Source organism: Nocardia sp. NPDC051463, from assembly GCF_040681975.1.
In the GTDB taxonomy this organism is placed as follows: Bacteria; Actinomycetota; Actinomycetes; order Mycobacteriales; family Mycobacteriaceae; genus Nocardia.
Genome location: NZ_JBFBAB010000007.1, coordinates 183,030 through 199,852 on the forward strand (window position 1 = coordinate 183,030; position 16,823 = coordinate 199,852).

Annotated in this window: 1 protein-coding gene (only partly in view); it reads left to right on the forward strand. The window is 68.3% G+C overall.

Annotated elements, in window-relative coordinates:
- Positions 1 to 16,823, forward strand: the 5' portion of a protein-coding gene (locus AB0M74_RS13200; protein WP_364905825.1) for a non-ribosomal peptide synthase/polyketide synthase. Its footprint extends 1,030 nt past the window's final position; the window shows 16,823 of its 17,853 coding nt (coding positions 1-16,823); its start codon is at positions 1 to 3; its stop codon lies beyond the right edge, outside the window.

Consider the following 16,823-nt stretch of genomic DNA (forward strand, 5'->3'; position numbering starts at 1 on the left):
GTGCACGGTACAGAGTTGGGTGAGTTCGGTGCACGGCCGGATGAGACCGCCCATACCGGGGCGGTGCCACCCGCGCCGACACCATTTCCGCTCGCGCCCGCGCAGCTGGGGGTGTGGTACGCGCAGCTGATCGATCCGGATGTGCCGATCAATATCGCGCAGTACGTGGATGTGCGTGGTGAACTGGATTTTGCGATCCTGCAAGAGGAATCGATCGAGGCGGCCTACGAATGCCAATCGATCCTGGTGCGACTGGGCGAATCCGACGGCGTGCCCTATCAGTGCGTCGACCCGGAACTTTCCACAGACATCACACTGATCGATCTGCGCACCCACGCCGATCCGATTGCCGCCGCGCACGAATGGATGCGGACGGATATGAGCGCACCGGTCGATGTGATCGCCGATCGCCTTGCCGAATGCGCCGTATTGCGGGTCGCCGACCAGCGGTACTTCTGGTATTTGCGGGCACACCATCTCGTCTTCGACGGATACGGTGCGCTGACCAGCACCAACCGGGTCGCCGAGCGCTACACCGCGCGGGTGCTCGGCACTGAGCTCGCCGCGGCGACGCCGAGCAAGCTGGCCGCGCTGGTCGAAGGCGAGCGCGCCTACCGCGACAGCACGCGATACGCCACCGACCGTGCGCACTGGGCGCAGCGGGTCGCCGGCCTGGACGGCGCGACCAGCCTCGACGGCCGCACCGCGCCGCGGGCGGCGATGAATCTGATTACGGGCCGTGTGTTGCCAGAGCGCCTCGTAGAAGAGCTGAATATCCTTGCTTCGAGCCAGAATTCGACCTTCGCGGTGGTTTTGCTCGCGGCTTTCGCCTGCTACCTCGGACGGCTCACCGATCGGGACGAAGTGGTGCTCAGCCTGCCGGTGACCGCGCGCACGACGGCGGTGATGCGGCGCTCGGCGGGGATGCTGTCGAATATCGTGCCGCTGCGACTGCCGGTCGGCGGCACCCGGTCCGGTGCCCCGGTGACCTGGGGGGAGATACTGCGGGCGACCCGGGTCGAGGTGGCAGGCGCACTGCGGCATCAGCGATACCGGCACGAGGACATCCGCCGCGATGCCGAACACGATGGGCAACCCGCGCGACGTGCGCTGTTCGGTCCGTTGGCCAACATCATGCTGTTCGGCAACGACCTGACCCTCGGCGACACGGTGGCCAGGTATCACGTGCTCTCGACCGGGCCGGTGGAGGACCTCAGCTTCAACGTGTACTACGGCGAGCGCGACAGCGTGCACGTGGATTTCGAGGCGAATCCGAATCTGTACAGCGCCGACGAAATCGCCCGCCACCACGCGCGTTTCCTGCAATACCTGCAGCGGCTGCTGGCATGCGATCCCGACGCACCGGTGGATGCGGTTCGGGTCGCGACCGAGTTGGAGCTCGAGGTCAGCACCAGGATCTGGAATGCGACCGCCTACGACGTCGGCGCGGTACTGCCCGGTCGATCGGCAGGCCGGGCTCCGGTCGCGACACTGGTCTCCTTGTTCGAGGCGCAGGTCGCCCGCACGCCGGATGCGGTAGCAGTGCGATACGCCGACCAGTCCGGGCAGGCCATGACCTATCGCGAGGTGGCCTCCCGCAGCAACCGGCTGGCACGGCAGCTGATCGAGCTCGGTGTCGGGCCCGAAGCCACTGTCGCGCTGAACATCCGGCGCTCTCCGGAACTGCTCGTCGCGATCTACGCGGTGCTCGCGGCCGGTGCTGCATATGTTCCGCTCGACCCCGACCATCCCGCGGAACGCACCGCGCACATCCTGGCCACCGCTCGCCCGGCCTGCGTGCTGACCACCGAACGCGATGGCGCGCCTGCTGTTTCCGGTCTTCCTGTCGTGTCCGTCGATCGGTCGGATCCAGGCTGTGGCGATGGGCCGGTCTGGGATCGGGAACGCACCGCAGCATTGCGGCCCGATCATCCGGCGTACGTGATCTTCACGTCGGGTTCGACCGGGCTGCCGAAGGGTGTGGCGGTCACCCATGACGCGATCGTCAACCGGTTGGTGTGGATGCAGTCGATGTACCGGCTCGGCGTCGAGGACGTAGTGCTGCAGAAGACTCCCGCCACCTTCGATGTGTCGGTGTGGGAGTTCTTTTGGCCGCTGCAGGTCGGTGCGACCCTGGTGCTCGCGCAGCACGACGGGCACCGCGATCCGGCTTACCTTCGCGCTGTCATCGCCGAATACGGCGTGACAGCAGCACACTTCGTTCCCTCGATGCTGGAAGCTTTTCTGGCGCATGATGAATTCACGGCGCGCAACGCCCTGCGGATGGTGTTCGCCTCCGGCGAGACGCTGCCCGCCGCGCTGGCTCAGCGGCTGCGCGTGCGCACCGGCGCGCGGCTGCACAACCTGTACGGCCCGACCGAGGCCGCCGTCGACGTGACCTTTCATGAAGTCACCGACGCCGATACTCTCTCGGTGCCGATCGGCGGGCCGGTGTTCAACACCCGGCTCTATGTACTCGATTCGCGGCTACGGCCGGTACCGGTCGGGGCGCCGGGTGAGCTGTATCTGTCGGGGGTACAGCTCGCCCGGGGTTACCTCGACCGGCCGGGACTGTCGGCGGGCAGGTTCGTCGCCGATCCGTTCGGCCGACCGGATGGCCCGTCCGCGTCGGGTGATCGGATGTACCGCACCGGTGACCTGGTGCGCTGGACCACTGCCGGTGAGCTCGAATATCTCGGTCGCACGGACTTCCAGGTCAAGCTGCGAGGGCTGCGCATCGAGCTCGGCGAAATCGAATCGGTGCTCGGCACGGTCGATTCGGTGGTGCGTGCGGTGGTCGTGGTGGGTAATGATGCCGGGATCGGTGAGCAGTTGGTCGCCTATGCCGTGGAGTCCGAACCGGGATCGGTGCGGCCGCGGCAGTTGCGCGCGGCGGCGATCAGGGCGCTGCCCGGTTACATGGTGCCCGCGGCCTTCGTGGTGCTGGACGCGCTGCCGGTCAATGCTTCCGGCAAGCTCGATCGTGCGGCATTGCCCGCGCCGGAGCGGACCACCACGGAGTACGTCGCCGCGGCGACACCGGTGGAGCAGACCATCGCAAGGGTGTTCGGCGAGGTGCTCGGCCACGAGCGCGTCGGCCGCACTGACGATTTCTTCGCACTCGGCGGAAACAGCTTGGTGGCCACCCAGGTGGCGGCCCGGCTCGCCGCCGATTTGGGCTGCCGGCTCGGAGTTCGCGAATTGTTCACCGCCACCACGGTGTCCGAACTCGCCGAACTGATCGAGCGGGCGGGAGGAACCGGCGGCGGGGGCGCTGTCGCGCTGCTGCGGGCGCGGCCGCGGCCGCCGCTGGTTCCGCTTTCCCCCGCACAGCAGCGGATCTGGTTCCTGAACCGGTTCGACAGTTCCGGCGCGGGGTACAACATGCCCTTCGCGGTGCGACTGCGCGGCGAGGTCGATATCGCCGCGTTGTGGTCGGCGCTCGATGATGTTCTCGCCAGGCACGAGGTGCTGCGTACTATTTTCCCCGCCGTGCGCGCGGACGAAGGTGTCGCGGCGCGGCAGGTTGTCCTTCCGACGGCCGAGACTGTCGGCGTTGCCGAACCTATCGGCGCCCGCGAGCTCGATGCGGAACTGCTCCGCTTCGCAGCTCGCGGTTTCGATCTGGAACACGAGATTCCTTTTCGTGCCCGCATTTTTACAGTGGACGACGGCAGTCACGCGGTTGTTCTGGTACTGCATCACATCGCCGCCGACGGCCTTTCGCTGCGGGTGCTGGCGCGCGATGTGATGACCGCCTACGCCGCGCGACGCGGCGGTGTCGAGCCGGGGTGGTCGCCGCTGAGCGTGCAGTATGCGGACTACAGCCTTTGGCAGCGTGAGCTGGGTTGCCCTGCCGGACACCTGGAATTCTGGACCGCGACCCTTGCCGGGGTGCCCGACCAGCTCGAGCTGCCGACCGACCGGCCGCGGCCGCCGGTGTCCTCCGGTGCGGGCGCGGTGTTCGGTTTTGTCCTGCCGCGACACCTCTATGCCGATATTGCCGATCTGGCTCGCGCCGAGGGTGTCTCGACGTTCATGGTCGTGCACGGTGCGCTCGCTGTGCTGCTGTCGCGGCTGTCGGGCACTGCCGACATCGTGATCGGCACCCCGGTCGCCGGTCGCGGCGAGCGTGCACTCGACGATCTCGTCGGGATGTTCGTGAACACCCTGGTGTTGCGCACCGAGGTCGATGCCGCCGCCTCGTTCGCCACCCTGCTCCGCCGGGTGCGCGAGGTCGACCTCGCCGCCTTCGGTCATGCCGAGCTGCCGTTCGAGCAGCTGGTCGAGGCCATCAACCCGACACGCTCGCCGGCGCGCCACCCGCTGTTCCAAGTCATGCTCGCCTTCGACAACACACAGGAAATCACCCTCGAACTGCCCGACATGTCGGTTGCCACCAGTACTCTGGACACTGGAGTGACCAAGTTCGATCTCCAGCTCACGGTCACCGAAAGCTTCGTCGGTGCCGGACTCGAGGAAGGTTCGGCACCGACGGGGGTCCGTGCGGAATTCACGTACGCGACCGATCTTTTCGACGAAGCCACCATCGCGGACTATGCGCGGTGGCTGGTGCGGCTACTGCGGGCGATCACAGCTGATGGCGATCTGCCGGTGGGCGACCTGCCCTTACTCGACGCCGCCGGACAGCGGCGGGCAATCGAGCGGGGTCGGGCCGCGCGCGTAACTCCTGCTACGGGTACCGTGCTCGCCGCGTTCGAGGAGCAGGTGCGCCGGACCCCTGATGCGGTGGCGTTGCTGGACGGCGATCGCACGTTCACCTACGCGGAATTGTCCTCCCGGGTCAATGGTCTCGCGCGGGCGCTGATCGATGCGGGTGTCGAACCCGAGTCGCTGGTGGTACTCGGGATGCGTCGCTCGGCCGAACTGGTGGTCGGCGCATACGCCGTGCTGACCGCGGGCGGCGCCTATGTGCCCGTCGACCCCGACCAGCCTGGCGCCCGGATCGCACACGTCATCGCCTCGGCACGGCCGGTGTGTGTATTGACCACCGCCGCCGATGGTTGGCAGGTCGAAGCCGATGTCCCGGTCATCGCGCTCGATGCGCTCGATGGCGCGCGGTACTCGGACGCGCCGGTCGGCGATGCGGAGCGCGCGCGACCGTTGCGTGCGCTGAACACCGCCTACGTCATCTTCACCTCCGGCTCCACCGGGCGGCCGAAAGGCGTTGCTGTCCAGCACGCCTCGATGGTCAATCAGATCACCTGGATCGCCGACGAATACGGCATGGGCCGCGATGACGTCGTGCTGTTCAAGACGCCCGCGACCTTCGATGTGTCGGTGTGGGAGTTGTTCGCGCCGCTGGCCAGGGGCGCTCGGGTGGTGGTGGCCGAGCACGACGGGCATCGCGACACCGGCTATCTCGCAGCCCTCATCGCGGCGCACTCGGTGACCATGACGTCGTTCGTGCCGTCGATGCTGACGGTGTTCGCCGACGCCGCTCCCGGTGCGGCGATCGAGTCGCTGCGCACCGTCTTCGTCGCGGGCGAGGCGATGACCGGCGAAGCCGCTGCGGACTTCGCCGCGGTGAGCTCGGCCCAACTGCACAATCTGTACGGGCCGACGGAATTCACGGTGCACGCCACGCACGCACCGGTCGACGCGGCGCGCACCGGTCCGGTGCCGATCGGGCTTCCGGTCCGCGCGAGCCAGGTACTCGTGCTCGATGCGCGGCTGCGTCCGGTGCCGGAAACGGTGGTCGGCGAGCTGTATCTATCCGGTGTCCAGGTCGCACGTGGGTACTACGGGCGGGCAGACCTGAGTGCCGAACGGTTCGTCGCCAACCCCTATGGTCCGCAGGGATCGCGGATGTACCGGACCGGTGATCTGGTGCGGCGTACGCGTGCCGGTGCGCTGGAATACCTGGGCCGCAGTGACTTCCAGGTGAAGCTGCGCGGACAGCGGATCGAGCTCGGGGAGATCGAGGCGGCGCTGGTCGCCGCGCCGGACGTGCGGGCGGCCGCGGTGCGAGTCTTCGCCCATCCCGCCGGAGACATGCTCGTCGCCTACGTGGTCACCGCCATTCCCGAGCGGGAGCTCGCCGCGATGCTCGCGCGGCGGCTGCGGGCGGCGCTGCCCTCCTACATGGTGCCTGCCGCCTATGTCGGGCTCGCGGCGATGCCGCTGACCAGTTCGGGCAAGCTGGATCGCCAGGCACTGCCGGACCCGGTGCAGGCCCCCAGGGCATTTCGCGCGCCCGCCACCACTGCCGAGCAGGTGGTCGCCGAGGCGTTCGGCGAGGTACTCGGCCTCGCCCGGGTCGGCCTCGACGACGACTTCTTCGCACTGGGTGGAAATTCGCTCGTGGCCACGCAGATCGCGGCGCGCATCGGGGCCGTCGTCGGCACCGATGTTCCGGTGCGAATGCTGTTCGAACATCCGACAGTCTGCGCGTTCGCCGCGAATCTGCCTGCGGCGAGCGGGACCGCGAAACGTCGGCCGCTCGTCGCCCGGCCGCGTCCGGACCGGGTGCCGTTGTCTTATGCGCAGCAGCGGATGTGGTTTCTCAACCTGTTCGACGCGGACTCGGTCGCGAACAATCTGACCGCGGCCGTTCGGCTCACCGGTGTCCTCGATCGGGCCGCGCTGTCCGCCGCGATCGGCGATGTGCTCGCCAGACACGAGACGCTGCGCACCAGCTACCCGGCGGTGGACGGCATTGCCTGCCAGCAGGTGCTGCCGATCGACGAGACACCGGCACGATTGATCGTCGAGCCGGTCGAGGACGCGGACCTGCACGATCGGATCCGTGCCATCGCGGCATTGCCTTTCGCCGTCGACAAGGCCGCCCCCGTGCGGCTGACCTTGCTGCGGACGGGTGCGCGCACCGACACCACTGATGGCGCAGTGCACGTGCTCGTTGTCTCGATACACCACATCGCCGCGGACGGCTGGTCGATCGCGCCGCTCACCCGCGACCTCATGCTCGCCTACGCCGCACGGTGTGAGGGCACCGAGCCCGCCTGGACACCGCTGCCGGTGCAGTACGCCGACTTCACGCTCTGGCAGCGGGAAACACTCGGCGCGGAAGCAGATCCCGACTCGCTGATCGCCGAGCAGCTCCGCTACTGGTCCACCGAACTGGCCGGCCTGCCCAATACCTCGACCCTGCCCGCGGACCGGCCGCGTCCCGCGCTCGCCTCCGGCCGCGGGGACCGCCACGTGTTCGCCATCGATGCGGCGACCCACCGCCGACTGCGCGAGCTCGCCGACGAGTCGCACGCCTCGCTGTTCATGGTCGTGCACGCTGCCTTCGCCACCCTGCTCGCCACACTCGCGGGGCAGCAGGATGTTTCGATCGGCACGCCGATCGCCGGTCGCGGCGATCAGGCGCTCGACGAGCTGGTCGGCATGTTCGTCAACACCCTGGTGCTGCGCACCGTCGTGCGTCCGGAGCTGTCGTTCGCCGACCTGGTCGCCGCGGTGCGCGAGGGCGACCTGCGTGCCTTCGCCAACGCCGATGTCCCCTTCGAGCGGCTGGTAGAGGTGCTGAATCCGGAGCGTTCCACGGCACGGCATCCACTGTTCCAGGTCATGCTCGATTTCCAGAACACCGCGCGGACCTCGCCGGTCCTCAACGGTCTGGAGGTGTCCGTCCTCGACATCGACTCGCGGACAGCGAAATTCGACCTGCAGTTGACCCTCACCGAGTCCACCGACAGCACCGGCGCTGCGGCGGGCATCGCGGCGGTCCTCGAGTACGCCACCGATCTGTTCGACGCGGATACCATCGCTGTGTTCGCCGCCCGGCTGCGCCGAGTACTCGACGCAGTCGGCACCGACCCACAGCTTCGGGTCGGTGACATCGAACTGCTGTCCGGTCCGGAGCGCGTCCTGGTACTGGACACCTGGAACGCGACCGCACACGACATGGACCCCACCGCGACGCTGGTGTCGCTGTTCGAGGCGCAGGTGGCACGCACCCCGGACGCGATCGCCCTCTCGTTCGACGGTGCCGCGCTGTCGTATGCGGAGTTCGCGAGCCGCGTGAATCGGCTGGCCCGCCTGCTGGTGTCCATCGGCGTCCGCCCCGGCACGGCCGTGGCCTTGGGTATGGCTCGCTCGGTGGACCTCGTCGTCGCGATGTACGCCGTGCTCACGGCGGGTGGTGCGTACGTCCCGATGGATCCGGACCATCCGGCCGAACGGATCGAGCACGTGCTGCGGACCGCGCGTCCGGTGTGTGTGTTGAGTCGCTCAGGCGACGGACTGGATCTCACCGGCACGGATCGGCACCGGGTGTGGGCGGTGCTCGATGTCGACCTCTTCGACGACAGCGACTATTCCGATGCGCCGCTGACCGACACCGATCGGCTCGGTGCGCTCGCACCGGACAACGACGCGTACGTGATCTTCACCTCCGGTTCGACCGGGCGGCCGAAGGGGGTCGCGGTTTCGCACGCCGCGATCGTGAACCGGCTGGTGTGGATGCAGGACACCTACGGGCTGGGCCGCGCGGACACGGTATTGCAGAAGACGCCCGCCACCTTCGACGTGTCGGTGTGGGAGTTCTTCTGGCCCTTGCAGGTCGGTGCACGGCTGGTGGTCGCCGCGCCGGACGGGCACCGCGATCCGCGCTATCTCGCGCAGGTCATCCAGCACGAGCGCGTGACGGTCGCGCATTTCGTGCCCTCGATGCTGATCGCCTTCGTCGCTGATGCCGCAGCGGCGTCGTGTGATTCGTTGCGCCTGGTGTTCTGCTCGGGTGAGGCGCTGCCGCCCGGACCCGCACATCGACTGCGCGAACTGACCGGCGCCCGGCTGCACAATCTGTATGGTCCGACCGAGGCGGCCGTCGACGTCACCGCCCACGAGGTGACCGACGCGGACGTCGACACCGTGCCGATCGGTGTGCCGGTGGCCAACACCCAGGTATACGTGCTGGATGGCCGACTGCGTCCGGTGCCGCCCGGTGTGCCGGGTGAGCTGTATCTGGCCGGGGCGCAGCTGGCGCGCGGATATGTGGCGCGGCCCGAGCTGACGAGCGATCGGTTCGTCGCCAATCCATTCGACCCGTCCGGAGCGCGGATGTACCGCACCGGTGATCTGGTGGCCTGGACCAGTGGTGGCGCACTGCGCTACCTGGGCCGCACCGACTTCCAGGTGAAGGTGCGCGGTGTGCGGATCGAGCCGGGGGAGATCGAATCCGTCCTCATCGGTAGGGATTCGATCGCGCAGGCCGTCGTCATGGTGCACGCAGGCACCCAATTGGTCGGGTACCTCGTCGCGGAGCCCGGTGCGACGATCGGCCTCGACGCTGTGCGGTCCGCGCTGAGCAGGCGGCTGCCGGGCTACCTGGTGCCCTCGGCCTTCGTGGTGCTCGACGAATTCCCGCTCAATGCCTCCGGCAAGCTGGATCGAAAGGCGTTGCCCGCACCCGTGTTCGAGGCCGCGGCGTTTAGCGCGCCGACGACTGCGGTGCAAGAGATTGTCGCGCGTGTCTTCGGTGCGGTGCTCGGGGTCGATCGGGTCGGGCTCGACGACGACTTCTTCGGGCTCGGCGGGAACTCGCTGAATGCCACTCAGGTCCTCGCTCGGCTCGGTGCGGCGTTGGATGCCGAGCTTCCGGTGCGGATGCTGTTCGAGGCGTCGTCGGTCGCCGCGCTGGCGGCACGGGCCGAAGCGCACGCGGGGGAGGGCGGCCGCACCGAGTTGGTGGTGCGGCCGCGTCCTGAGCGGGTTGGGCTGTCGCCTGCCCAACAGCGGATGTGGTTGCGCAACAGGTTCCTGTCGAATGCCGAGATCGGTCCCGGAGCTGCCGTCGACAACATTCCGGTCGCGCTTCGCCTCACCGGAGCGCTGAATGTCGCCGCGTTGAGCACCGCGCTGGCCGATGTGGTCGACCGCCACGAAACGTTGCGCACGGTCTATCCGGACGGACCCGACGGTGCCGAACAGGTGGTCCTTCCGAGCGCAACGGCTGTCTCGGTGCTGCGGCCGGACCCGATCACCGAATCCGAACTAGCGCACCAGCTCACCACCTTCGCCGCGACGACATTCGACGTGACGAGCGACCTGCCGTTGCGTGCCGCGTTGTTCGTCATCGACGGGCCGAACTCCATCGACCATGTCCTGGCGCTGGTGCTGCACCACATCTCGGCCGACGGGTTCTCCCTCGGGCCGCTGGCGGGTGATCTGATGACCGCCTACGCCGCACGCAGCGCGGGCACGGCCCCGGCGTGGGCCGCACTGCCCGTCCAGTACGTCGACTACACACTGTGGCAGGCCGAAAACCTCGGTGCCGCAGAGGACCCCGCGTCCCGGACGCATCGTCAACTCGAGTACTGGCGACAGACCCTCACGGGCCTGCCCGAACATTTGGCACTGCCCACCGACCGCCCGCGCCCCCTCGTGTCGTCCTATCGTGGCGACACCCACTGGCTGCGCATCGATTCCGACCTGCACAGCGAACTGAGCGAGCTGGCGCGCAAACGGGACGCCACCTTGTTCGCCACTATGCATGCGGCGCTCGCGGTACTGCTCGCCCGGTTGTCGAGCTCCGAGGACATCGCGATCGGCACGCCGGTCGCCGGTCGCGGCGCGGCCGCGCTGGACGGCCTCGTCGGCATGTTCGTCAACACGCTGGTACTGCGCACCCACATCGACACCAGAGCGCGCTTCGAGACCGTGCTCGACACGGTGCGCGCTCAGGACATCGAAGCACTCTCGCACGCGGACATTCCCTTCGAACGGCTGGTGGAACTCCTCGCCCCCACCCGGGCGCAGAACCGCCATCCGCTGTTCCAGGTGGCCATGACCTTCCAGAACTTCGCGTTGCCGCGGCTGGAAATGGACGGTCTGCTGGTGCGTCCGGTCGAGTTCGACGGGGTCGCCGCCAAGTTCGATCTGCAGTTCACGGTGCTCGAGTCGAACGATGCGGGCGGTCGCGCCGACGGCATGGATATCGAAATCACCTATGCCACAGATATTTTCGATGCTACGACAATCGCGGAGCTGGGTCGCCGCTATACGCAGGTGCTGGCCGCGATCGCCGCGGATGCGACGGTGGTCGTCGGTGACATCCAACTGCTCAGCGCGCAGGAGCAGCATCGGGCGCTGTACGAGTGGGCGGGCACACCGGGGCAGCGGACTGCCGTGACCGGCACCCTGGCCGATCGGTTCGCCCTGGCCGCGGTGATCGACCCGGCCGCCGTCGCGGTACGGGCAGGTGATCGGTCGCTGACCTATGCCGCACTCGACGACCGGTCCAATCGGCTCGCCCGGCGGCTCATTGCCGCGGGCGTCGGGCCGGAAGCGCTGGTCGCGGTGGCGCTCCCGCGTTCGGTGGACCTGATCGTCGCGCTGCTGGCGGTGGTGAAGGCCGGTGGCGGCTACCTGCCGATCGACCCCAACTATCCGGCGGACCGGATCGAGTACGTCCTCGACGATGCCCGGCCGATCTGCGCGATCACCAGCGCGGAAACCGGATTGGCGCGCGGCTGGTTCGGTGGTCCGGTCATCGAGATCGATGCCGCCGATCTGGCCTCCTTCGACGGTGCACCGGTGACCGACGCCGATCGTCGCCGACCGTTGGACCCGGCACATACCGCCTACGTCATCTACACCTCCGGCTCCACCGGTCGACCCAAGGGTGTCGTCATCCCGCACCGCAATGTGCTGCGGCTGCTGGACAACACAACGGGCAGGTTCGAGTTCAGGCCGTCGGATGTCTGGACGCTGTTCCACTCCTATGCCTTCGATTTCTCGGTATGGGAGCTGTGGGGCGCGCTGCTCTACGGCGGCAGGCTGGTTGTCGTCGATTACTACACCTCGCGCTCGCCGCAGCAGTTCCTGGAACTGCTCGCCGCGGAAGGTGTGACGGTCCTCAACCAGACACCCTCGGCGTTCTATCAGCTGATCGCGGCCGACAACATGGACCAGTCACGGCACGAATTGTCTTTGCGCTATGTCATTTTCGGCGGCGAGGCACTGGAACCGCAGCGCCTGAAGGCGTGGCTCGAGCGGCGTCCGAACGGGCCACGACTGGTGAATATGTACGGCATCACCGAGACAACGGTGCACGTCTCGCATCGCTCGATCGAGGCGGGCACCGGATCGGCGAGTGTGATCGGCAGCGCGATCCCCGGTGTGGCCGTGCGGGTGCTCGATGCTCGGCTGCGCCCGGTGCCGGTCGGGGTGCCCGGCGAAATCTATGTTTCGGGTGGGCAATTGGCGCGCGGATACCTCGGCCGCCCCGCGCTGACCGCGAGTCGGTTCGTGGCCGACCCGTACGTCGGTGGCGGCGCGCTCGCCTATCGGTCCGGTGACCTCGCCCGTTGGACGGCGGACGGCGAGTTGGAGTATCTGGGCCGAGTCGATCAGCAGGTGAACCTGCGCGGGTTCCGTATCGAGCTCGGCGAGATCGAGGCCGCGCTGCTGGACGAGGCCGCGCTGACGGTCAGCGAGGTCGCGGTCGTGGTGCGCACCGACCTCGTCGACGAGCCGCGCATCGTGGCCTACGTGGTCGGCGCGGGCCTCTCCGACACCGCGGCGTTGCGGCTGGCGCTCGCGCGCAGGCTGCCGGAGCACATGGTGCCCGCCGCGATCGTGATGGTCGATCGCATTCCGTTGACGGTGAACGGAAAGCTCGACCGCGCCGCGCTGCCCGCGCCGGTCTTCGAGGCGAAGACCTATCGCAAGCCGACGACCCTCGCCGAAGAGATCGTCGCCGGGGTCTTCGCGGAGGTGCTCGGCTTCGGCGTGGGTACGGCCGAGCCGCGTCCGGTCGGCGCCGACGACGACTTCTTCGCCCTCGGCGGCAGCTCCCTACTCGCCGCCAAGGCAGCCGCCAGGATCGGGGCCGCACTCGGGCGTGCCGTAACGGTCCGTGCGCTGTTCGAGGCGTCACGGGTGGCCGACCTCGCGGTCGTGGTGACCACCGGTGACGGAGCGGCCGCCCGGCCCGCGCTGGTCGCGGGCGCGCGTCCCGATCGGCTCCCGCTCTCGCCCGCCCAGCAGCGGATGTGGTTGCTGAACCGCTTCGACCGATCGTCGATCGCCTACAACATCCCGCTGGCCCTTCGGCTCTCCGGCGTCCTCGACGTCGCGGCACTCCAGGCCGCGGTCGGCGATGTCATCGGCAGGCACGAATCGCTGCGTACCCGCTACCCCGAGTTCGACGGTGCGCCGACGCAGCTGATCATGCCTGCCACCCAGGCGATTCCGTCGCTGTATCCGATCGAGGTGACCGAAACCGAGCTGCCGGACCGGATCAGGGAACTGGCCGCGACCACCTTCGACGTCACCGTGGACGTCCCGATTCGGATGCGGCTGTTCGCGATCGGCCCGGACTACGTGCTCGCCGCCGTTGTGCACCACATCGCCGCGGACGGGTCGTCGATCACGCCGTTCATTCGGGACCTGATGGTCGCCTACACCGCACGCTGCGCAGGCAATGCGCCCGGCTGGACGCCGCAGGCCGTGCAGTACGCGGACTACGCGCTGTGGCAGCGCGCATTGCTCGGCGCGGAAGACGATTCCACCTCGCTGTCCGCGCAACAGATCACCTACTGGACCGAGACCCTGACCGGGTTGCCCGAGCAGCTGCCCCTGCCTGCCGACCACCCGCGGCCCGCGCGTCAGAGCATGCGTGGCGGCAAGGTCGGGATCGGCGTCGACGCGCACCTGCATGCGGGGCTCGTCGCACTCGGCAGGCGCACCGGCGCAACCTTGTTCATGGTGGTGCACGCCGCCTTCGCCGCCCTGCTCGCGCGGTTGTCGGGGACCTCGGACATCGCGGTCGGTACGCCGATCGCGGGCCGTGGCGCGGCCGAACTCGACGACGTCATCGGTATGTTCGTCAATACGCTCGTGCTGCGGACCCAGGTCGATGGCGGCGAGACCTTCGAACAACTGCTCGGCCGGGCGCGGGCAGTGGACATCGCGGCTTTCTCGCACGCCGATGTTCCTTTCGAGCGATTGGTCGACGTGCTGAACCCACAGCGCTCGACGGCACGGCACCCGCTGTTCCAGGTCGGTTACTCCTTCCAGAACCACGATCGAGGAACACTCCGTTTGCCGGGCCTCGAGGTGCGGGAAGTCGAATTCGACAGCACTGTCGCGCAATTCGATCTGCACCTATTCGCGGTGGACAATTACGCCGCTGACGGTGCGCCCTGCGGCATCGACCTTGCCATCGGCTACGCAACGGACCTGTTCGAGACCGCGAGCGCACAGCGATTCGCGGCCGCACTGCACCGGGTGCTCGAATCAGTGGCCACTCGGCCGGACACGCTGGTCGGCGACCTCGACCTGCTCGGCGAGGTCGATCGGGCACAGCTGCTCGACGAGTGGAATCGCACCGCGCACCACGTCGAGCCGGTCACGCTCGCGGATCTGATCGACGCTCAGGCGGCGGCGACACCGCATTCGGTGGCGCTGATCGACGCGACAGTCGCACCCGAAACCACCCTCACCTACGCAGCATTCGATGCTCGGGTGAACCGGCTCGCACGCAGGCTGATCGCCGAAGGCGTGGGGCCCGAGTCGACCGTCGTGCTGGCGATGCGTCGGTCCGTGGATCTGATCGCCGCCATGTACGCGGTGGTGCGGGCGGGCGGAGCCTACGTTCCCATCGATCCGGACCAGCCGGTCGAACGGATCGCCCACATCATCGATACCGCGGCGCCCGCATGCATTCTCACCACTTCCACCGACGGCCTGCCGATCGAAACCCGCGTGGCAGCACTGGAAGTCGACAGGATCGACCTGACGGGCTGTGCGCCGACACCGATCCGGGACACCGACCGGATCCGCCCCTTGCGACAGTCACACCCGGCCTACGTGATCTTCACGTCTGGTTCGACGGGCCTGCCCAAGGGCGTCACCGTCGCGCACTCGGCGATCGTCAACCAGTTGGCGTGGCTGCGAGACAGTTTCGCACTCGGCGCGCAAGACTGCGTACTGCTGAAGACCCCGGCGACCTTCGACCTCTCGGTATGGGAGTTCTGGTCGCCTCTGGTGACCGGCGGTCGCCTTGTGGTGATCAGAGCGGGCACCGAACGCGATCCCGACCGCGTGCGTGCGCTGATCGAGCGGCACGGCGTCACGGTGCTGCACGCGGTGCCATCACTCGTGGGCATGCTGCTCGCCGCCGCGCCGGATGCGCCGTTGCCGTTCTCGCTGCGCCAGGTCCTCGCCATCGGTGAAGCACTGCCGCCTGCCACCGCGGTCGAGTTCCGGCGGCGCGCGGCTCGCACCCGGCTGTTCAATCTGTACGGCCCCACCGAGGCCGCGGTGTCGATCACGGCGTTCGAAGTGGGTGCGGACCCGTCACACGTGGTGCCCATCGGTGCGCCCGCGTGGAACAGCCGGGTCTACGTCCTCGATGCCCGGCTCCAGCCGGTCCCCGTCGGCGTGCCCGGCGAACTGTATTTGGCCGGTGCGCAATTGGCGCGCGGCTATCACCGCAGACCCGCATTGACCGCGGACCGCTTCGTCGCAGATCCCTTCGTGGCCGCGGCCGAGCCGATGTATCGCACCGGCGACATTGTTCGCCGGCGTCCGGACGGCGTCCTGGAGTATCTCGAGCGATCGGATTTCCAGGTCAAGATCGGCGGCTTCCGCATCGAACTCGGTGACGTGGAGTCCGCGTTGCGGCGACTGCCCATGGTGCGTGCGGCGGTGGCGGTGGCGCGCGATGACGAGCGGGCAGGCACTCGGCTCATCGCCTACGTCGCGGTACCGGAATCGGGTTCGGCGGCCCGTGCCGACCTGGCCGTCGAACTGCGCAAGGCGGTGGCCGTCGAGCTGCCCGCATACATGGTGCCCGCCGCGATCGTCGTGCTGGAGTCGTTGCCCCTCAGCGCGAATGGCAAGGTCGATCGAGCGCAACTGCCCGACCCGGTGTACACCGAAGTCGCTTTCCGCGCGCCGCGCACCGAGCACGAACAGCTCGTGGCCACCGTCTTCGCCGCGGTGATCGGCGCGGCGACAGCAGGTCTGGACGATCACTTCTTCGCCATGGGCGGCAACTCGCTGATGGCGACCCGGCTGGCCGCGCAGCTGAGTGCTGCCCTCGGTGTCCGGGTGCCGGTCTCCTCGGTATTCGAGTCGCCGACGGTGGCCGCGCTCGCAGCGCACGTCGCCGAGCTGGACGACACCGAGGGGCGGCCCGCACTCGGTCGTCGTTGCGATGCCACGCCCGCCGCGCTCTCGCTCGCACAGCAGCGGATGTGGGTGGTCAATCGGCTGGCCCCGGACTCCTCCGCCTACCACATCCCGGCCGCCCTGCGGCTGACCGGCGTGCTCGACCTCGACGCGCTCACTGCCGCGGTCCTCGATGTGCTGAGTAGGCACGAAGCCTTGCGCACCAGGTATCCCGACACCGAGCACGGGCCGGTGCAGGAGGTCCTCGACCCCACCGCGGTCAGCATCGACCTGACGCCGATTCCGGTGCGGGTTTCGGACCTCGGCACGCAACTCGACGAGTTCCTCGCCACCGGTTTCGATATCACCACCGCACCACCGGTCCGGATCGCGCTGTTCGAAACCGGTAGGGACGAGCACGTTCTCGTGGTGGTGGCACACCACATCAGTGCCGACGGCTACTCGGTCGCACCGATGACCCGCGATCTGGTGCGCGCCTATCTCAGCCGAGTCGCCGGGCAGCGACCGGACTGGGCCCCCCTCGAGATCCAGTACTCCGATTACAGCCAGTGGCAGCGCGAAATCCTGGGTTCCGATCGCGATCCGGCGAGCTTGCTGTCGCGGCAGCTCGCGTACTGGACCACCGAATTGGCCGGCCTACCCGAGGTTCTCGCACTGCCGACCGATCGGCCACGGCCCGCGCGCCGGGAAATGCG